We start from the raw sequence: 19,493 nt of genomic DNA, 5'->3' as shown, positions 1-19,493 counted from the left end.
CGTTCCTCGCTGCGATCCTCACTCGCGCTCGTCTTCGGGTGTCATTTTCTCGACTCCCACTCGCTCCGGTCCTCTTCCAGTGTTGATCGGATGATCTCCCGAAGTCGACCTTTGGCGATTTTTCCCCCAGACGACCGCGGCAGCTCATCGAGGACCTCCAGCCGCTCAGGCAGCAGCTCCTTCGAAACGCCCTGCCGCAGCAGGTGATCGACGAGCGTGGGTAGATCGAGGGTCTGGCCGGCCTTGACTTCGACGAACACGCACACCCGTTCGCCGTACACCGGGTCGGGCATCGCCACGGCGCCGGCGACCGCGACGGCGGGATGAGTCGCCACGCCCTCCTCCACCTGTACCGCGCTGATGTTCTTGCCGCCGCGCAGGATGAAGTCCGACGTCCGGCCCGCCAGCCTGAGATAGCCGTCGCCGTCGAGCTCGCAGATGTCGCCCATCCGCATCCACCCGTCATTGGTGAACAGTTTGTCGTGGTCGGTGCCGCCGAGGTAGCCGAGGCTGGTCGCGGGTCCGCGGCACGCCGGTTGTCCGCGGCCGGATTGTGTGACGTCACGGTCGCCGTCGAACAACCGCACCTGCATCTCGGGCACGATCCGGCCTGCGGTACGCAGCCGGCGGTCCAGCGAGTCCCCCAGGGTAGTCGCGCTCAGCAGGCCGGTCTCGTTGGAGCCGTAGAACTGCAGGATCGTCGCTCCGGTGAGTTCCTCGAACCGAACCGCCTGTGTGAACGGCAGCGGCTCTCCGCCGGTGAACACCACGCGCAGGCTGGTGAGGTCGTAATCCTGGGACGCAGCGTCGGCAACGATCATCATCAATTGCGTGCTGACGCAGCACAACACCGTCGCGCGGTGACGCGCGATCGCCGCGCAGGTAGAGGCGGGGTCGAAACGCTCCAGCCGCACCGTCGTCGCCCCCAGGTATATGGGCGTGGTGTGCGAAGTCCAGACGCCGAACCCGAACGGTGTGGGGAGTACCGGGACGAACACGTCGTCGGGCGTGAGCCGGCCATTGGCGGCCGCCTTCTGGTGGAAGTAATGCCACCGGTTCTGGGTGTGCACGACGCACTTCGGCAATCCGGTAGTTCCCGACGTCGAGTTGATCAGGAAGACGTCGTCGGGCCCGACAGGGGAAAGCGCGATTGTCGGCTGCGGCCGGGAACGCGTGTCGACGGCGAGTTGGTCGCCCCCCAACGCGACGGCGCGAAGATCTGCGCGCGCGTCGGCAGCCGCGTGCACCGCCTGCTCGTGCCGCTTCCCGTCGCTGACCAACAACGTCGGACGCGTCGTCCGCAAGAGGTGGGTCACCTCCCGCACACCGGCCCGCGCGCCAACGCCGACGGCCACCGCGCCGCACCGTTCGATCGCTACGAGGAGCACGTGAATCGCCGCACTGTCCTTGTGCCATAACGCAACCCCGTCGCCCGGCGCTACGCCGAGGTCGGCAAGTTGTGCGGCTAGATTGGTCGCGGCGTGATCGACCTCCGACCATGTCAGCGCGTGGTGTTCTGGGCCGGAACTGAAGTCGACGTATGCCGATTTGTCCGGCGACGACTGCGCGTTGCGATGGACGCATTGCGACAGCGTCGTGTCGGACCACCAGCCCGCGGCGTAGTAGTGCGCGGCCTCGGCCCTCGAGACGGCATCCCCGTCGACGCCCATGACGTGATCATATGGAAGCTTTTATCGGCTGGGCCCGCAGCCGACACACAGCGGTTACCCTGCGAACGTGCAGCGAAATACGCCCCGTCATCCGACCATTGCCGTTTGCGTTCTCATCACCGGAGTGCTGGTCGCGTGCTCTTCGGCGAAACGGGCTGCTCCCAACAGTTCTCAATCAAACGCACCCCAGCAGAACCCGAATAGTTCGGCGGCCGCTGGGGCCATGTTCCGCACAGCCCAGCCATGGACGGCCGACGTTTCATCTGCCGTGCCTTCCGGGCGCAGCCCGGCCATCATCGCGGCGCTGCAGAATGCAGGCGGCTGGGGTACCGGCAATGCACTGAACATCGACTTCTCGATCCCTGTCTTCTACGCAGATGCCAACTCACCGCGACGGACCGTGGTGGGAATCGAGGACTACTGCGGAGGAGGCACCGATTGTGATGCGGTGCCCGCCGAGATGCCGATTCCAGCGAGCGCCTACATCGAGGGGTCGTCCGACCTGCGCTGCGACATCACCGGCGACAGCGAAGGGCAGGGGGACTGCCATCTACTCGTCGTCGACAAGTCTGCGGGCAAGCTCTACGAGATCTACCAGGGCAACCAGGTCGGCGAAAACATCAGCGCGCAGGCCTTTTTCGTGTGGGACCTCAACAAGAACTATCCAGAAACGCTGCGCGGCGACCAGTGCACCAGCGCCGACGCTGCGGGATTCCCGATCGCCGCAATGACACCCACAGCCGACGAGGTCGCCTCGGGCGAAGTGCCGCATGCCATCCGCGTCATCCTTCCGAACGACAGGATGAAAGACGGCGTCTACGTGCGGCCTGCCACCCATGCCGGCGGGCCGAAGAGCAGCGACCCCAACGCCGCGCCGTACGGTGTGCGGTTTCGGCTGCGTGCCGATTTCGACGAGTCGAGCTACAACCAGGCGCAGCGGGTGATCCTGCGCGCACTGAAGAAGCACGGCATGCTGCTGTCTGACGGCGGGGAGGTGCCGTTGACGTTCGCTGACGACAAGACGAGCACCGCCAAGTGGGCCGAACTCGGGATCGACGCCCAGTCGTTCAGCGGCCTCGGCGTCGAACAATTCGAGGTGGTGGAACTCGGCGAGGAGATTCCGCTGACCTTCGACTGCGTCCGAAATCCGTAGACGGGCCTAGCCCACTGCTCGCTCCACCATCGGCGTCAGCACCTCATGGGCGAAGCGGCGCAGCTCGGCGTCATCGCCAAAGTCCGGATCGCTTGGCGGCGAGGAGATGTAGGTGAAAAACAGCCGGGCGAAAACATCGGCCACCCAACGCACCTGCTGAGACGGGCGGCCCAGTGTCTCACCGTGAATGTAGTTGGCGATGAATGCCTTTCCCATCTCGAGGAGTTCAGCCGACTCGTCGGCGGTGGCCGGTTCGGTGTGTCCCACGCGACGCAGCATGGGATGGCTGCGGGCAAAGCGGACCGCGGCGATGAATGCCTCGGCGACGCCCTCGCGCGGGTCCTCGGTGGCTTCAATCGCGTCAGCGACGGCACTGAGGAACCGCTGGATCTCCCGTCGGGTCAGCGCTGCAATCAGATCGTCACGCCGCGGATAGCGGCGATACGCCGTCATCCTCGAGACGCCTGCCCTACGGACCACGTCTTCAACGGTGATCCGTTGCAGCCCAACGGCCGCCGCCTCGTGCAGTGCGGCGTCAAGGATGCGCTGGCTGGTACGGTCGGCGTCCTCGTCGACACGTAAGCCGCGGGTGGCGCCTCCGACGGCCTCGATGAACTGGGCGTCGATCACACGGCTGCAACCTTGAGCGCGCCGAGCGCGCGTTGGCGGGCCAGTTCGACGAAGCGCGGTGTGCCGAATGCCCACCGCAGCCGCCGGGCATCCAGAGTCAGCATGGGATCGATCAACGCGCGGGTGATCACGGACGGCCGGTCGAATCCGATGAGCTGGCGGGCCCATTCGGGTGCGCGGCTCATTCCTGCGAACACCGCGAACCTATGCAGGCCGCGGTCGAGGCGATCAGGCAGGTCCGGGAAGAACGGTGACGTCAACAGGAAGTCAATGAATTCGCGGGTCTGCGTATTGACACTGAGCTTCGGTCGCATATCGGCGACGTAAGCGTCGAGTTCGGTGGCGGTGGTCGGTACCCACTCCGCACCACCCATCCGGCCGATCACAGCCTGCTCGGAGAGGTACCGGTCCTGTTCGTCACGTGACAACCGCCGGTTGGTGTGGCTCGAACGTGCGCATGTTCATCCACGGAATGCAGTCGTCGTGATGCCCGGCGCCTTTCTCGAAGTCCGCGACGATGCGGTGCCGTAGCCAGTTCATGAAGTCCTCCGATATGAATGTTACATATCGGATACCAGATATACCAATATCCTGGTGGGATCGTCCTCGATATCAGGTGTCGCACGAGTGTCGTGGGGGTGAACTGCCCCCTTCGGAGGTTGCTGCTTTATGGTGTCGCTGTGCCTCAGATGGATCGTCGCAGCATCATGCTGATGGCGGGGCTTGGCTTAGCCGCCGCCGCCATCCCCACCCCCCAAGCCGGAGCGCTACCCGGGCAGCCGCAATCGCCGGCTGGACCAGCACCGCTGCCGAGCGCCCCACAGGATGCCGCCGCGGGGCCGTACCTCTTTCAGGATGAGTTCAACGGCCCTGCCGGTGCGCCACCCGACTCCGCGAAATGGATAGTGCAGAACTGGGATGTCGAGGTGACACCGCCGATCGAGGGTCACTATCGCGACGATCGCCGCAACATCTTCGTCGACGGCAACTCGAACCTCGTCATTCGCGCCACGCAGGAAATGGACCAGTTCTACAGCGGCAAGATCCAGTCGAACTGGCGGATGATGATCAACCAGACCCTGGAGGCCAGGGTCAAGCTGAATTGCCTGAGCCCCGGCTGCTGGCCCGCGTTCTGGTTGGTCAACGAGGATCCGCTTCCCGACGGCGAGGTCGACGTCGTCGAGTGGTACGGAAACGGCAAGTGGGCCTCGGGGAGCACGGTTCATGCGCGGTCGGACGGCAAGACGTGGAAGGGCGTCAACTTCGGTGTCGATGACGCGTGGCACAACTGGCGGATGCGGTGGGACGACCACGGATTCCAGTTCTGGCGCGACTACGTCGACGGCGCGAAGCCCTATCTGACGGTGCCTGCGGCCCCGATCGAGGGCGTGTGGCCGTTCAACAACCCCGGCTACTGGTTGACGCCGATCTTCAACCTCGCCGTCGGCGGACCGGGCGGCGGCGATCCCCACCTGGGCGCCTATCCGTCGGACATGCTCGTCGATTGGGTACGGGTCTGGTAACCCGCCGCGACTACCATCCCGGCAGTGACCGTCACACTGCGTGATCCGGCGTCATCGTTAGTTGCTCGGTTCGTGCCCGAGGCGGGCATGATCGGCACCTCGCTCACCGACAACGGCGTAGAGCTTCTCGGCCGGCGGCGCGGGCTGCAGGCGTATCTGAGCGCGGGCAAAACAATGGGCATCCCGATCCTCTACCCGTGGGCAAATCGGTTGGGCGAGAGCAACTATCGCGTTGGCGGTGACGCCGTGACGTTGGCGCCGGATGCACCGGGTTTGCGTACCGACGCCAACGGCCTGCCGATGCACGGGCTGCTTGCGGCGTTCTCGGGCTGGCGAGTGACCAATAGCGGCGAGGACACGCTGAGCGCCGACGTGGACTTCGGCGCGCACCCCGAGCTGCTCGCCAGTTTCCCTTTCCCGCACCGGCTGACGTTGACGGTGACGCTGTCCGAGCGCGAGCTGCGTGTGAGTACCACCGTGACGCCGACGGCAGACAAGGCCGTGCCGCTGTGCTTCGGTTTTCACCCCTATCTGCAGCTGCCCGACGTGCCGCGGTCGGAGTGGCACATCGAGACGCCTCCGATGCGGCACCTGAACCTCGACGAGCGCGGGATCCCCACCGGTGTTGGCACGGAGTGGCCGCCCACATCAGAAGCGCTGGGCGACAACACGTTCGACGACGCATTCGACGAAGTGCCGCGCGGCGCCTGGTTCGCGCTGTCGGGTGGGACCCGTCGTATCGAGGTGTGCTTTGACCGGGGTTACTCGGCCGCGCAGATCTTCGCCCCCGCCGCCGACGACGTGATTTGCTTCGAACCGATGGCCGCGCCAACCAACGCGCTGCGACGCGGGGGCTACGAGATGGCCGAGCCGGGCACTGACGCCACCGCGGTGTTCACGATCACGGTCGCATCGTGACGCCGCCGTCGACGGCGATCACCTGTCCCGTCACGAACCCGGCGTCGTCGGACAGCAGGAACGCACCCATCGCGGCGATGTCCTCTGGCGCCCCGTACCGGTTCTTCAGCGGGGCTTGACTGCGCGCCGCCTCTTTGGCCTTCAACGGGAAAGCGGCGTCCAGTGCAGCATGCTCGATCAACCCCGGCGTTATCGCATTGGCGCGGATTCCGTTGCGCCCGTACCGGGTTGCGACCGTGCGCATCAGCGCATGGATAGCTGCCTTGCTCATCGCGTAACCCAATCGGATATAGCTGGGCTCATGTGCAACGTCCGAGGAGGTGTAGACGATCGACCCACCGCCGGCCTCGATCAACGCAGGCACCGCATGCCGGGAGCACAACAGGAAGCCGCGCGCGTTCACGCGCATCACCTCGTCGTAGAGCTCCAGCGGAAGGTCGACGCCCGCGGGCGACATGACGTCGGCGAAGCTTGCGAAGTTGGCGTGAAAACCGTTGAGCGCACCGAAGGCTGACGTTGCGAGCGTGACGATCTCGGCAACCGAGTCTTCGTCGGCGCCATCGAGATGCACACCGATCACCCGCTCGCCGGAGGGGTCGATGTCGCGCGCGAGCGCCTCAGCGTGGCCGCCGTTGAGGTCGCCGACCACCACGCGGGCGCCTTCGTCGGCGTAACGACGCGCAAGCGCGTCGCCGATGCCGCCTGCACCGGCGACGACGATCACCTTGCCTGCCAGCAGTCCGGCCATGCTCAGCCACCTGGTGTCTACGTGGTCCGTCAGCTTGACGGCCGTTTGATCCTAGGCGGTTTCGGCCGAACGGCCGCGACGCCGAGGTGGCTGTCCAGCTCGGCGTCGACGGCGGGATCCGTCAGGGCTTCGGCAGCACTGTCGGCTTGATGGTCGCAATCGGCTGCGGAACCGGAATCTGCGTCAAGGTCGGGTGCGGCGTCGGCTTTGGAATTGGCGTCGGAATCGGAGTTGGCTTCGGCGTTTGAGACGGCGGCGGTGGCGGAGGCGGCGGAGGAGGAGGAGGAAGTTGTGGCAGCGGCACATTGACGATCACTACCGGGCCCGGTGCGGGGGGTGGCGGAACGCCTGGATCAGCCGACGGAGGCGGTGGTGAATCCTCCGGCGGAGGTCCTGCTTCGGGGGCGGGCGGAGGCCCGGCGTCGACGGCGGGCGGCGGGCCGCTCACGGGCGCGACGACCACCGGAGCGGGCGCGGCAGGGATGGTTGCCGTCGGAGGGCCGATCTCCGGGGCAGGGGCGACGACAGCCGGGGCGGGCGTGTTGGCGGCCGGCGTCACAGTCGGTGGCTTGACGGACGTCGTCTTTGAGGAGGCAGCACCCGGAGCGACAGCCACCGACTGGGCGTCATCCATGTTGACGTAGGCGAAGAGGACCACACCAAACACGGCGCCGGCGCTGATGGCGCCGATCAGCGGTCCAGCCAGGTGCCGCTTTTCGGCAACTGCGGGCATGGACGCCGAGGCGAGCAGGTGCAGCTGGTAGTCGCTTGGGACCGCGGGACCGTAGTCATGGTCGGCGGGGTTGCCCAGCGGGCTGGACGACCACGCCGAGGCGGCTGTTGGTTCGACGGGCCGGCTCGCGGTCTCCGACGATCTGATTGGCAGGTCCGAGGACCGCATTGTCGGTTGCGAGATCCACCTGGTCGTGGCGGTTGCTTCCGGGCTTTCGGTGTGTGTCATGGCGTTGGCTCCTGATGTCGGTTGCGGCCCTGTTGGCCGGTCACGAATAGGTTCTGATGGACGCCTTGGCGGATTCTTGACGGATTCTTGGAAACCCGAGTTCTGCCGCTCCGGTTCCGTTCACGGCAAATCCAGACATTGCGTTCGTGTTGACTCACGGCGAGAACAGATCAACGCAATCTGTTGTCCAACAGAGTGATTGAATGCGACCAGACCCTCAGGCGCCGAAGGCGGCGATCATCGCGGCGTCGATGTCCGCCAGATCCTCGTCACCATCCACGACCGACTCCATCACCAGGACATCGGTGATGGCTGTGGCGACGACCTCCGGGATCTCGTGAAGCATCATGTGCCCCGCGGCAGCGATGTGGGTGTGCGTGGCTCCAGGGATTCGTTCAGCGATGTCATGTGCGTGCGTGGACGGCGTCATCACGTCCGCTCCACCGCTGATAATGGTCGTTTGAGCGCAGATGGCGCCCAGCGCGCTGTAGACGTCGTAGTCGCGCAGGTTGGCCAAGAACCCCGCCGCGGTCGTCACGGAGTTGCGGCCGATCACGCCGGCCGACATCGAGCGGAAGTTCGAGCGTTCGTCGTCGCCGAAACCGCCCGCGCCGGCCAGCGCGGCGCACACCGGTTGGGCCAGTGTGCGGATCACGCGGTCGGCGGTTTCCTGCCGGACGCGCTGCAGCACGCCGCTGAGTAGTCGAGCGGCAGGGGTGGCCAGCCAGCGGCCCATGCCCCGCTCGGCGACCTTGCCAGCGGCGGTGGCGACCAGCACCAGGCCAACCGGGTCGGCGGGCCGCTGGGCAGCCGGCTGGCTCAGGTAGGCAAGCGCGGTCATGCCGCCCATCGAGTGTCCGGCCAGCGTGAGCGGTCCGGTGATATCCATGGCCGCCAGGACATCAGCGAGGTCGCTGGCGAGCTGATCGATCTGGTAGGTGCGGATCGGGGCCTGGCCGGATTGCCCATGGCCGCGGTGGTCGTAGGTGATGACCCGAACCTTGCGGCCCCAGCGGCGCAGCAGCAGTTGAAGCGGAACGTCCCAGGAGGCTTGGTCAACGCACAACCCGTGCAACAGCACGACGGTGTGGTCGGCAGAAGACCGAGATCCGTACTCGCGCACCGCGAGTGACACGCCGTCGCGAGTAGTCACGGTCCGCTCGGTGTAGCGAACGCCCTCGACGACCCGGGGGAGGCCGTAGACGTCCTGCATGATGATCAGCGCTCCTTCTTGTTCAGGGCCGGGCCCGTGCGGGCCGGTGATGACAAGGTTGGGGCGCACGCCTTGGCGGATTCTTGGCGGCTGCTTGGCACGCCGGTCGTGACGTGATCCGTTTCCTGATTGCTCCGGGAGCGACAGCGGTATAGTTCGCGCCAGCACAGGGATCGCCGTCGGACTAGGGGAAACGCTGTCATGGCGCTGTTCGTCAGCTACTCCAGGCTCGATAAAGAAGAAGTCGATGACCTGATCAAGACCGTCCGACTCATCGATGAACAGGTGTGGTTCGACGAGCACCTCGCTGCCGGCCAGGAATGGTGGAGCGAAATCCTCAAACGCATCCGCGAGTGCGACGTGTTCTTCTTCGCGCTGTCGAAGAACTCGCAGAATTCGCGGCATTGCCAGGCAGAGCTGCGGTACGCCCGCAAGTTGGGGCGGCACATCCTCCCAGTGACCGTCGGTTCGGTCGACAACAAGCGGGTCAACCCGGTGGCCGATTTACAGGCCATCGATTACGTCAAATCCGGGTTCTATGCGGGTGTCCAATTCTGCGTCGCGGTTGAGCGACTTCAGCGTCAGGCTGTCCCGCTGCCGTCGACGTTGCCGGACGATCCGGACATGCCCTATCACGATCTGTGGGACATCTCGGCCGCCCTCGAGAATCGACAACTCGACCCGAACGAGCTGGCCCTGTTGGTGCCTCGGATTGATTCCGCATTCGAGCGTGACCGCGACGATCCCTTCGCATGCGGGTACATCTCCAATTTGCTGATAACTCTGAGAGAACATCCCGGCGCCACCAACCGGATTCGAACAGAGGCCGAAGGCCTGCTGATGGCTGTCAGGTCGTCGAAAGGATCGACGTGGGCGGGGAAATTGCCGTGGCCCCGATCATGGGGTGATCGGCAGCATCGGGTGTTGTGGCCCAAGGCGGCGCCGATGGCAGCCTCAGGACGCGTGGCGCCTGCCGGCTGGTATCCGGACCCGACGGGCGAAGAGGGCGAACGCTGGTTCGACGGTAATGACTGGACCGATCAGCGCCGGTGAAAGCTATTGGTGCAGATGGCATTAAAGTGTGCGCCCGTGCCCGAACGTGCAGCGTGATTCACAGGTTCTTCAAGGACGCTCCGCCCCGCGGCGACGGCCATTAGAATCCGCTAGCGGATCGGTCCGAGGTTCGAGTAGCCACCAAGGGGATGTCATGGGTCTGATGGACAAGCTCAAGGGCGAACTGGTCGACATCATCGAGTGGTTCGATGACACCAGATCGACGCTGGCCTGGCGATTTCCCCGGTACCAGAACGAGATCAAGAACGGCGCCGAGCTGATCGTCCGCGAGGGCCAGCAGGCGGTATTCGTCTACCGCGGGCAGCTCGCCGACAAGTTCGGACCGGGCCACTACCAGTTGGTCACTGAGAACCTTCCGATCCTCTCGACTCTGCAGGGCTGGCCTCACGGTTTCCGCAGCCCGTTTCGCAGTGAGGTGTACTTCATCAACACCCGGCCGGTCACTGATCTGCGCTGGGGCACGCCGTCGCCGGTGACCGTGCGCGATCCCGATTTCACGATGGTGCAGGTCCGCGCGAACGGGCTGTGTGTCCTGCGGATCGCCGACCCGCAGATCTTCTTGCGCGAGGTGATCGGCACCGACTCGACGGTCACCACCGAGGAAATAGCCGAACTGTTGCGGCGAATCATCACGCTCGCCTTCTCGGACATGATCATGGCGACCAAGCTCGGCGTGATCGAACTTCAGGGCCGCCAGGTCGAACTCTCGGACAAGCTGCGCGACTTCGTCCAAGAGCGCATCGATGACGAGTTCGGCCTCAAGGTCGACAGCGTCACGATGAACATCACCCTGCCCGAGGAGATCACGCAGGCGATGACCCGCGGCGTCGCCCGCGGTGTGGAGCAGGCGCGCTACCTCGACAACGTCGGTCCGATGGATCGCCTGCAGCAGGGCGCGGCCGCCGAAGCGATGGTCGAGGCGGCCCGCAATCCCGGCGGCGGCGCGGGCGCCTTCATGGGAGCCGGAGTGGGCATGGCGCTCGGTCAGCAGATGGGCAACGTAATGGCGGCCGGCCAGCAAGGCGGGTATGGGCAACCGCAGCAAGGCGGATATCCACCGTCGGCCGGCCCTCCGCCGCTACCCCAGGCTCAGACGTTCCATGCTGAGATCAACGGCCAGGCAGCCGGGCCGTTCACTATCGACCAGCTACGGCAGTTCGCCACAGCGGGGCAGCTCAACCCGAACTCCAACGTATGGGCCAGTGGGATGCCGAATTGGGTTGCTGCGCAGGCTGTTCCGGCGCTTGCGCCGTTGTTTGCCCCGCCCTCACCGCCGCCGCTGCCCCCGCGGGGCCAGTCGTGACGCATGGCCCGATGGGCCCGCCCGGACCGCCGGATCGGCCGGCGTACCCACCTCAGCAGCAGTACCGACCGCAGCCCCCGCAACCACCAGGTCCTCCTCCGCCGGCTCCACCGCAGCCGCCGCCTCTGCGCGCCACACGGCAGGTCACCGAGCAGACCCGGACCTACCCCTGTTTGCAATGCGGCGCGCAGCTCGTCTTCGACATCCGCTCCCAGCAGCTCAAGTGCCCGGCGTGCGGCAACGTCGTCCCGATCATCGAGGATGCCGGCCGCCAGGTCGTCGAGCACGACCTTCGCGCGGCGTGGGGGCAGCAGCCGAGCGGCATCTCACGGTTCGCCGGGGCCGGCGGCGAGGTGGCGCAGAAGGAGATCGTCTGCCAAAACTGTGGTGGCCATACCACTTTCACGGGGACCTTGACGGCGATCCGTTGCCCGTACTGCGCGACGCCCATCCAGCGCGACGACGTCCAGGACGCGCCGGATCGCCTCCCGATCGACGCAGTGCTGCCATTCCGGCTGGACGAACCGACCGCCCGCACGGAGGTCGACAAGTGGATCAACGGCCGCTGGTTCGCCCCGTCGGAATTCAAGAAATACAACGAGACTGGGAGTTTCACCAGTATCTACGTCGCCTACTTCACCTACGACGCAACGGCGGTGACCGACTACACCGGTGAACGCGGCCGCCACTACACCGTCACCGTCGGCTCGGGCGAGAACCAGCGCACCGAAACCCGCACCGACTGGACCTATGTCAGCGGCCAGGTCACCAACACCTTCGACGATCTGCCCGTGCTGGCCAATACCGGTCTGGACGAGAAGAAGGTCGAGGCGTTGGAACCGTGGCCCACCGAACACGCGCGACCGTTCTCAGCGGAGTACGTCGCCGGGCACCTCAGTCGCACCTACGACCTTTCGGTGGAGCAGGCATTCGATAAGGCGAAGTCGACGATGGAGGGCGAGATCGATTCCACGGTCCGCGGCGACATCGGCGGCGACGAGCAGCGCGTCCACAGCAAGAACACCCAGTGGCTCAACATGACCTTCAAACACCTGCTGCTGCCGATCTGGCTACTCACCGTGATCTACAACGGCCAGCCATTTCAGGTGTGCATCAACGGATTTACCGGCGAGGTGCAAGGTAGACGGCCATACAGCAAGGTCAAGATCGCAATGGCGGTCACCTCGGCGGTGCTCCTCGTCATCCTGATCGTGGTGCTGTTCGTCAGCATGAAAGGACGATGACGTGTCTGGCTCCTTCGTGATTCTCATCGTGGTGGTGGTGGTGATCGTCGCGGCGATCGCTGTTTTCGCAATAGCGCTGGCGCGGCGGAGCAAAGCGCAACTCTCCGCAGGCACGGAGGTCATCCCCGGAATGCCTCCTGGCGCCCCTCCGGAGTGGGCCGGCGCCCACTCGCCGGAGGCGAAGATGCACCGGCGATTGGTCGCCATGGCGAAGACGATGGCGGCGCTGCCCTTGGGCGACGCGATGTCGATCGAGCGAGGGGTTGCCGTCCAGCAGGAGATACAGAGTTTGGACGGACGGTTGATCGCACTGGCGCCCGCACCTGAGTCTGCCCGGCGCGAAGCCGTCGCCGCCATGGAGCCACAGGTCGACGCGGCGGAGGCCGAGGTGGGCGCGTTGGTGACGCAGGCGCCGCACCCCTAAGGCTCTTATCCACATCAGGTCTCGCGATTTCGACCGCTCTAGACCTTAATGCCCATGCGGCTTAGGGTGAATCGATGTCGTCACCGTCCAACGACGCTGAATTGAACGAGCTGTTGGAGGACATTCCCGTACTCGCTGGGCGGCCGCGGCGGTTGGAGGAGCTGTCCGGCGGATTGACCAACCGCAACGTCAAGGTCACTACTCCCGACGGTGTGTACGTCGCCCGCTGCGCTGACACCGCCCGCAACTTCCTGGAGATCGACCGCGATCAGGAGTACTACAACACCAAAGCCGCTGAGCAGGCCGGGGTTGGTGCGCCCGTCATCGACTATCGCCCGGAGCGGGGCCTTTTGCTGCTGGGCTATCTCGACGGCACGACGCTGTGCAACGACGACTTTCAAGGTCAGGGAGTGATCGCGAAGGTGGCCGACGGGTGCCGGCGGCTGCATGCCGGGCCACGGTTTCGCGGCCGCTTCGACATGTTCGAACGGCAACCCAGCTATTTGAAGACCGTGCAGGACAACGGATTCAAGCTTCCGCCCGACTACCTGGACCATGCCGACGTCTTCGGCAGGATCGCCTCGATCCTCAACGCCACCGACCAGACCACTGTCCCGTGCAACAACGATCTACTCGCGGGCAACTTCATCGACGACGGCGACAAGGTATGGCTTATCGACTACGAGTACTCGGGCAACAACGACCCCTGCTTCGAACTGGGCAACATATGGAGCGAATGCGGTCTGTCGGACGAGCAGCTCGAGGAACTCGTCACTGCCTACTACGGCCAACGGATGCGGCACAAGATTGCCCGCGCTCACGTGCAGGGCGTGGTCGCGAAGTACGGCTGGACATTGTGGGGATGTATTCAGAATGGCTCCAGTGCAATTGATTACGACTTCTGGAGCTGGGCGATGGAGCGTTACGAGGCCGCGGTCAACTTCTTCAAGAGCCCTCTGCTCACTCGGCTGCTCGAAGACGTGCAGGCCAGCGACTGATGGCAACGACCTCGCTTCCCGACCGCGCCCACGTCGTCATCATCGGTGGGGGAGTCATCGGCACCAGCGCCGCCTACCATCTGACGAAGCTGGGATATTCCGACGTCGTTTTGTGCGAACAGGGCCAATTATCCTGTGGCACAACCTGGCACGCGGCCGGGCTAGTGGGTCAGCTGCGCGCGTCGGAGAGCGCGACGCGATTGGTGCAGTACTCCACCCGCCTCTACGGCGAACTCGAGAAGGAAACCGGCTTGTCTGCGGGCTACAAGCAGTGTGGAGGAGTGACGGTCGCGCGGACCGAGGACCGCATGATCCAGCTCCGCCGCACGGCGGCCAATGCCGCAGCGTTCGGTATCGAATGCAAGCTGCTCACACCCGAACAGGCGCTCGAACACTATCCCGTGATGCGGGTCGACGATCTGGTCGGAGCTATCTGGCTGCCCGCCGACGGTAAGGCAAATCCGACTGATCTGACCTTCGCGCTGGCCAAGGGTGCGCGGATGCGTGGTGCTCGCATTGTCGAAAAGACCCGGGTGCTTGGAATTCTCACGCGAGATGGTCGGGTCATCGGCGTGCGTACGGATGCGGGCGACGTCGAAGCCGAGATCGTTGTGAACTGCGCCGGCCAGTGGGCCAAGCAGGTGGGCGCGATGGCGGGCGTCAATGTGCCGCTGCACTCGGCCGAGCACTTCTACGTCGTCAGCGAGCGCATCGACGGTGTTCACCCCGACCTGCCGATCCTGCGCGACCCGGACGGCTACACGTACTTCAAGGAGGAGGTCGGCGGCTTGGTGATCGGCGGCTTCGAGCCGCACGCCAAGCCATGGGTGGCGCCCGACAGCATCCCTTACCCGTTCGAATTCCAACTGTTGGAGGAGGATTGGGACCATTTCGAGATTCTGATGAACAGCGCGCTGCTGCGGATCCCCGCACTTGAAAAGGCCGGGATCAAGAAGTTCTACAACGGCCCTGAAAGCTTCACCCCGGACAATCAGTTCATCCTCGGCGAGGCGCCGGAACTAACGAACTTCTTTGTCGGGGCCGGATTCAACTCGGTGGGCATCGCGACCGCAGGCGGCGCTGGGCGGGCTCTGGCGGAGTGGATTGCCAACGGAGCCGCCACCAGCGATCTCACGGCCGTCGACATCCGCAGGTTTGCTCCGTTCAACGGCAACAAGCGTTGGCTGCATGATCGGGTGGCAGAGGTGCTCGGGCTGCATTACGAAATTCCCTGGCCCAATAGGGAGATGACCACCGCGCGGCCGTTCCGTCGGTCCCCGGTGCACCACTTACTGGAAACAGCGAATGCCAACTTTGGCAGCAAGATGGGCTGGGAGCGTGCCAATTTCTTCGCCCCCACCGCAGCTGTCCCGACGATCGAATACACCTGGGGCAAGCCGAATTGGCTGCCGTGGTCGGCGGCTGAGCAGGTAAACACTCGGACGGCGGTGACGATTTTCGACCAGACGTCGTTCTCGAAGTACCTGATGACCGGACCCGATGCCGCAGCGTCGCTGCAGTGGCTGTGCACAGCCGACGTCTGTGGCGACATCGGCCGGGCGGTCTACACGGGGATGCTGAACGAACGCGGAACCTACGAGTCCGACGTCACCGTAACCCGCATCGGAGTAGAGGAGTTCCTCATCGTCAGCAGCGCCGCCACCACTGAACGCGACAAGGACCACATCCGCAGGAATCTTCCCGAACGCGCCCGGGCCACGCTCGTCGACATCACATCCTCGTGCGCGGTGTTCGGTGTAATGGGTCCGAGATCGCGGGAACTGTTGGCGGGATTGACATCCGCCGACCTGTCCGACGACGCGTTCGCGTTCGGCGCCAGCCGCGAGATCTCGCTGGGCTACGCGACAGTGCGAGCGACGCGGATAACATATGTCGGCGAATTAGGTTGGGAACTCTACGTGCCCGCCGACTTCGCTGTGGGCGTCTATGAGGACCTGATGGAGGCGGGCCAACAATTAGGGGTCGGTCGTGGTGGCTACTACGCGATCGAGTCGCTGCGATTGGAGAAGGGCTACCGCGCGTTTGGACGCGAACTGACGCCAAGCGAGAATCCAGTCGAGGCTGGGCTGTTGTTCGCGTGCAAGCTCAAGACCGACATCGCGTTCCTCGGTCGCGAGGCGGTCGAGAAAGCCAAAGTCGAAGGGCCGCGGCGCAAGCTCGTGAGTTTCCGGGTCGACGCGCCCGAAGCGATGCTGTGGGGCGGCGAACTGATCCTTCGCGACGGCATCGTCGCCGGCCAGGTCACCTCCGCGGCGTGGGGCGAGACGACGGGTGCCTGTGTGGGCCTGGCATATGTCGGCGCGGGCAACGGCTCCGTCATCAACGCCGACTGGGTGAAAGCCGGCAGCTACGACGTCAATGTCGGCGGCCAGCTCCATCCGATCACCGTGTCGCTGCGGCCAATCTACGATCCGACCAACGCGAGGATCCGGCCTTAGCCTGTCATGCCATCGCTTCGGCCCAGTCCAAATGTCCTTCGAAGCCAAGCGATTCCGCGAGCGCGCGATACCGATTGACCAAGTCACGGTACGCAGCATCGTCGCCATGGGCCCGGGCCAGCAGCGCGCGCAGTCTCAGCAGCCAGATGTCGCGCACAGCAAAACGGTCGTCGGTCGGCGCCGCTGCCAGCTGCTCGATTGCGACCTGGGCGTCGGCCACGTCACCGTCACCGCCGCGGTCCAGCAGGGTCTCCACCAGAACACCCGTCGCAGGAACGCCCCACCCCACCAGCTGTCCCCGGCGGACCATCTGGTCGATGGCCGCGACCATGACCGGTATGGCCCTATCGCGATCTCCACGCCGAGCCCACTCACGCGCCAAGTACGTCTCGGCGATGGGTAACTCGCCCAGGTTGTGTCCCCGGCGCAGGAACGTTTCGCAGACCTCGGCCAGGAGTTCCTGTCCCTGGATACGATCCGCATCGGCGCCGCGGTGCACCAGAGCCACGCCCAGCGCCATCTGGGCGTTGGCCACCGCGAGGTCATCACCGAATCGTTCGGCAATTCGCAAGGCATTCTCGATCTCACTGACCGCGGAATCGTCGGGCCTGAGCACGCCGCATGGTATTGCCACGAAATAGACGAAGGCCATGACACCGCCGTAGGACACGGGGTCGGCGTTACGGGCTGTGGTGACCGCGTCGCGCAGGTCTTCGCGCCACCCGGGGCGACCCAGCCAATAGCGAGCAATACCCCGCGTCGCCAACGCCAGGGCCAACGGAGACCCGACCATGAAGTCTCCCTTAGACGGATCACCGTCGGCCAGGTCGATGACCCGCTGTGACCACCGCAGCAGCTCAACAAACTCGGCGCTCTCAAACTTCGGGTAGGCCATCGGTAGGGAAAGCCCCACCGTCAGAACCGGATCACCAATCGACTCGGTGAGGGCCCAGACTTCGGACGCCAATCGCGACCCTTCGGCAATCCGGGCCTGATACGTGTGATCGACCGCGAGCCCCGCCAGGCCGATCGCCAGTGACGCCATATCCCCAGCGGCGGTGCATAACTCGCGCAACTCGTCGTATCGGGCACTGGCCACATGTTCGACAATTCGCCAGGCGGTCCCGCACAACATGGTGCGCGGTGCAATCCGCATCGCTGGCCGGTTGGGGTCCTCAGCCGGCAGTCCGTCGGCGATGCGGCGTGCGCGTTCCCAACTGAGCCGGGCACCCACGATGTCGCGGTGGGTGGCCCAGGTGGCGGCGCGCATGTGCCAGCCGTAAGCGGCGTGCAGCTCGCCGGCAGACTCGAGATGTTCGGCTATCAGTGCCGCGTTCTCCTCCACCGACTCCGGCGCGCGCTCTTGGATCACTGCAGCGACGCGCCGGTGCCACTCGGCGCGGTCAGATTTCAGCTGTGATTCGTACGCCACCGCGCGGATCAGCGGATGGTGGAAGGCGTACTCGGCGCAGGGGGTGAACCGCACCTGATCGATCAGCTCAACACCGAGCAGCTCGTCGAACACGGCATCGACTCCCAGCGCGGCCAGTAGCTCCGCGTCGAAGCGGGCTCCGATCACCGACGCTGCGTTCAATGTCTGCTTCGCCGCAACGTCAAGCCGGTCGATGCGCGCCTCGATGGCCGCCTGCACCGTGGCCGGCACGGCGACGTCGGAGACATCCGTCCGACAGACATAGCCTGCGTTCTCACCGTCCAGCACGCCGCGTTGAGCCAACTCGCGCACGATTTCCTCGGCGAAGAACGGGTTGCCGGCCGCCCGCTCGGCGATGACCGGCGCCAGCGCACCAACCGAGGGATCCGACCCCAGCAGCTCGCTCAGCAATGCCTCTGTCTCCGAATCAGCTAGCGGGGCAAGCGCTATCGTCTGCGCGCCGTTTACCCGCGTCAGCGCTCCGGCATATTCGGGGCGGGAGGTGATCATGACCATCAACTTCGTCTGCGCAATCACCGTGAGGAAATCGGCAAGCATCGACTCACTGACCGCGTCGACCCAATGGACGTCCTCGATGATGAACAGCGCCGGATCGGTGCGCGCCAGCGACGCGGTGTTGATCAGCGCGGTCAGCCGGCGCCGCCGCGCTTCCGGGTCGATCTGGGGCGGCGCAGCATCCGCATCGGCGATGCCCAAGAGGTCGTCAAGCAGCTGCAGGTCCTCGGGGTCGGCATCCGAAACTTGTTCGCGGACCCGGGCGCGGGCGGCCGCGCCGTCAAGATCTTCGATCCCACCCACCGCGCGCAACAGTCGCGCCACCACGTGGAAGGAGATGTCCTTGGTGTGCGATTCGCAGAACGCCCACGCCACCTCGAGCCCGTGACTGGCTGCCAGCGCCGCGGCCTCGCGCGCCGTGCGGCTCTTGCCGATGCCCGGCGGCCCCACGACGTTCACCACGGCACCCCGTCCACCGCCCGCGCGGTCCACAAGGGCATCGAGGACAGCCATCTCCCAACGCCGACCGACCAGGCTCGCTTCGGCGCGCCCGATCGCATTCCGCGCGCTGATCGCCAGGAGCCGGTGGACCCGCACCGGTTTGTCTGCCCCTTTGATCTGAGCCCATTCCGGTTCGGCGAGCATCACGGCGTGCTCGACGAGTCGCGCGGTCGATTCCGACAGCATCACCCCGCCCGGCGGCGCCACCGACTCCATCCGCTGAGCGAACCCGACCGTCTCACCAGTCGCGGTGTAACCGAATGTCCCCGAACCGATTTCACCTGCAATCACCTGACCCGAGTTCAGGCCCACCCGTAGCCGCAGGTCGACCCCATCACGACGGACCACCTTGGCCGCTAAGCCGGCGGCCTGCTCTTGGATGGCCAGCGCCGCTAGACACGCCCGAAAAGCGTGATCCTCCAACGCTGTTGGCGCACCGAATAGCGCCATCACCCCGTCGCCGGTGTACTCGACGCTGCCGCCGCCGTAGCGCTGCACCACCGCCACCGAGCGCTCCACCAGCTCGGTCATGATCTCGCGCAACCGCTCGATATCAAGTGCAGCGGCGAGGTGCATCGAACGCACCACATCGGCGAACAGCACCGTTACCTGCTTGTACTCCGCAAGGTCGCTCGGCACCGCAGTCGGAGCGCCGCACTCGTCACAGAACTTGGCATTCGCACGAAGCCCGGTGCCGCATGACCCGCACGCCACGCCCGTCATCAC

General features: G+C 65.3%; 17 protein-coding genes. 9 read left to right on the top strand and 8 right to left on the bottom strand.

Annotated features, from left to right (window positions below):
* Positions 1-41: 41 nt before the first annotated feature.
* Positions 42-1,670, bottom strand: coding sequence for a class I adenylate-forming enzyme family protein (locus tag QOH60_RS00395; RefSeq protein WP_526415925.1), 1,629 nt, complete (start codon positions 1,668-1,670; stop codon positions 42-44).
* Between the two features lie 223 nt (positions 1,671-1,893).
* Between QOH60_RS00395 and QOH60_RS00390 the strand changes: the two genes are divergently transcribed.
* A complete protein-coding gene (locus QOH60_RS00390) occupies positions 1,894-2,823 on the top strand; it encodes a hypothetical protein (RefSeq protein WP_526415923.1) in 930 nt (309 codons plus the stop codon).
* A gap of 6 nt (positions 2,824-2,829) precedes the next feature.
* Here the strand turns inward: QOH60_RS00390 and QOH60_RS00385 are convergent, their stop codons facing one another.
* Genes QOH60_RS00385 through QOH60_RS00375 form a run of 3 tightly spaced genes read right to left on the bottom strand, consistent with a single transcriptional unit; the run spans position 2,830 to position 3,993 of the window.
* A complete protein-coding gene (locus tag QOH60_RS00385; protein ID WP_526415921.1) occupies positions 2,830-3,453 on the bottom strand; it encodes a TetR/AcrR family transcriptional regulator in 624 nt (207 codons plus the stop codon).
* A complete protein-coding gene (locus QOH60_RS00380) occupies positions 3,450-3,881 on the bottom strand; it encodes an oxygenase MpaB family protein (protein WP_526415918.1) in 432 nt (143 codons plus the stop codon). Before QOH60_RS00380 ends, QOH60_RS00385 begins: the two co-directional genes overlap by 4 nt.
* Complete coding sequence (locus QOH60_RS00375) at positions 3,871-3,993, bottom strand: hypothetical protein (RefSeq protein WP_526415916.1); 123 nt, start codon at positions 3,991-3,993, stop codon at positions 3,871-3,873. The genes QOH60_RS00380 and QOH60_RS00375 overlap by 11 nt, the downstream gene beginning before the upstream one ends.
* Positions 3,994-4,142: 149 nt before the next feature.
* On the opposite strand from QOH60_RS00375, the gene QOH60_RS00370 reads away from it, so the two are divergent.
* The gene (locus QOH60_RS00370; protein ID WP_526415947.1) at positions 4,143-4,976 is read left to right on the top strand and encodes a glycoside hydrolase family 16 protein; all 834 of its coding nucleotides are present in this window, start codon (positions 4,143-4,145) and stop codon (positions 4,974-4,976) included.
* 24 nt (positions 4,977-5,000) lie between these two features.
* The gene (locus tag QOH60_RS00365) at positions 5,001-5,894 is read left to right on the top strand and encodes an aldose 1-epimerase (protein WP_526415914.1); all 894 of its coding nucleotides are present in this window, start codon (positions 5,001-5,003) and stop codon (positions 5,892-5,894) included.
* Here QOH60_RS00365 and QOH60_RS00360 read toward each other — a convergent pair.
* The 3 genes from QOH60_RS00360 to QOH60_RS00350 all read right to left on the bottom strand — a co-directional run bounded on the left by QOH60_RS00360 (position 5,878) and on the right by QOH60_RS00350 (position 8,885).
* Positions 5,878-6,642, bottom strand: coding sequence for an SDR family NAD(P)-dependent oxidoreductase (locus QOH60_RS00360; protein ID WP_526415912.1), 765 nt, complete (start codon positions 6,640-6,642; stop codon positions 5,878-5,880). The two genes, QOH60_RS00365 and QOH60_RS00360, sit on opposite strands and share 17 nt — an antisense overlap.
* 121 nt (positions 6,643-6,763) lie before the next feature.
* Positions 6,764-7,603: a hypothetical protein gene (locus QOH60_RS00355; protein ID WP_526415910.1), complete on the bottom strand. Its 840-nt coding sequence runs from the start codon at positions 7,601-7,603 to the stop codon at positions 6,764-6,766.
* A 217-nt stretch (positions 7,604-7,820) separates the two neighbouring features.
* A complete protein-coding gene (locus tag QOH60_RS00350; protein ID WP_526415908.1) occupies positions 7,821-8,885 on the bottom strand; it encodes an alpha/beta fold hydrolase in 1,065 nt (354 codons plus the stop codon).
* Between the two features lie 132 nt (positions 8,886-9,017).
* Here QOH60_RS00350 and QOH60_RS00345 point away from each other — a divergent pair, with 132 nt between their 5' ends.
* From QOH60_RS00345 to QOH60_RS00320, 6 genes are all read left to right on the top strand, one after another.
* Positions 9,018-9,869: a TIR domain-containing protein gene (locus QOH60_RS00345; protein WP_526415906.1), complete on the top strand. Its 852-nt coding sequence runs from the start codon at positions 9,018-9,020 to the stop codon at positions 9,867-9,869.
* Positions 9,870-10,023: 154 nt separating this feature from the next.
* A complete protein-coding gene (locus QOH60_RS00340) occupies positions 10,024-11,193 on the top strand; it encodes an SPFH domain-containing protein (protein ID WP_526415904.1) in 1,170 nt (389 codons plus the stop codon).
* On the top strand, positions 11,190-12,437 hold the full coding sequence (locus QOH60_RS00335; RefSeq protein ID WP_526415902.1) for a TFIIB-type zinc ribbon-containing protein: 1,248 nt from the start codon (positions 11,190-11,192) through the stop codon (positions 12,435-12,437). The genes QOH60_RS00340 and QOH60_RS00335 overlap by 4 nt, the downstream gene beginning before the upstream one ends.
* Position 12,438: 1 nt before the next feature.
* The gene (locus tag QOH60_RS00330) at positions 12,439-12,861 is read left to right on the top strand and encodes a hypothetical protein (protein ID WP_526415900.1); all 423 of its coding nucleotides are present in this window, start codon (positions 12,439-12,441) and stop codon (positions 12,859-12,861) included.
* 74 nt (positions 12,862-12,935) lie between these two features.
* Positions 12,936-13,859 (top strand): choline/ethanolamine kinase family protein, encoded by a 924-nt coding sequence (locus QOH60_RS00325; protein ID WP_526415898.1) that lies wholly within the window; start codon positions 12,936-12,938, stop codon positions 13,857-13,859.
* A complete protein-coding gene (locus tag QOH60_RS00320) occupies positions 13,859-16,318 on the top strand; it encodes an FAD-dependent oxidoreductase (RefSeq protein WP_526415896.1) in 2,460 nt (819 codons plus the stop codon). The genes QOH60_RS00325 and QOH60_RS00320 overlap by 1 nt, the downstream gene beginning before the upstream one ends.
* A gap of 4 nt (positions 16,319-16,322) precedes the next feature.
* On the opposite strand, the gene QOH60_RS00315 is transcribed toward QOH60_RS00320, so the two are convergent.
* Positions 16,323-19,490 carry an ATP-binding protein gene (locus tag QOH60_RS00315; protein WP_526415945.1) on the bottom strand — a complete coding sequence of 1,056 codons (3,168 nt, stop codon included), beginning with the start codon at positions 19,488-19,490 and terminating at the stop codon, positions 16,323-16,325.
* Positions 19,491-19,493 lie beyond the last annotated feature (3 nt).

This window comes from Mycobacterium sp., from assembly GCF_032159765.1.
Classification (GTDB): domain Bacteria; phylum Actinomycetota; class Actinomycetes; order Mycobacteriales; family Mycobacteriaceae; genus Mycobacterium.
This window is presented reverse-complemented; position numbering and strand designations above follow the sequence as displayed.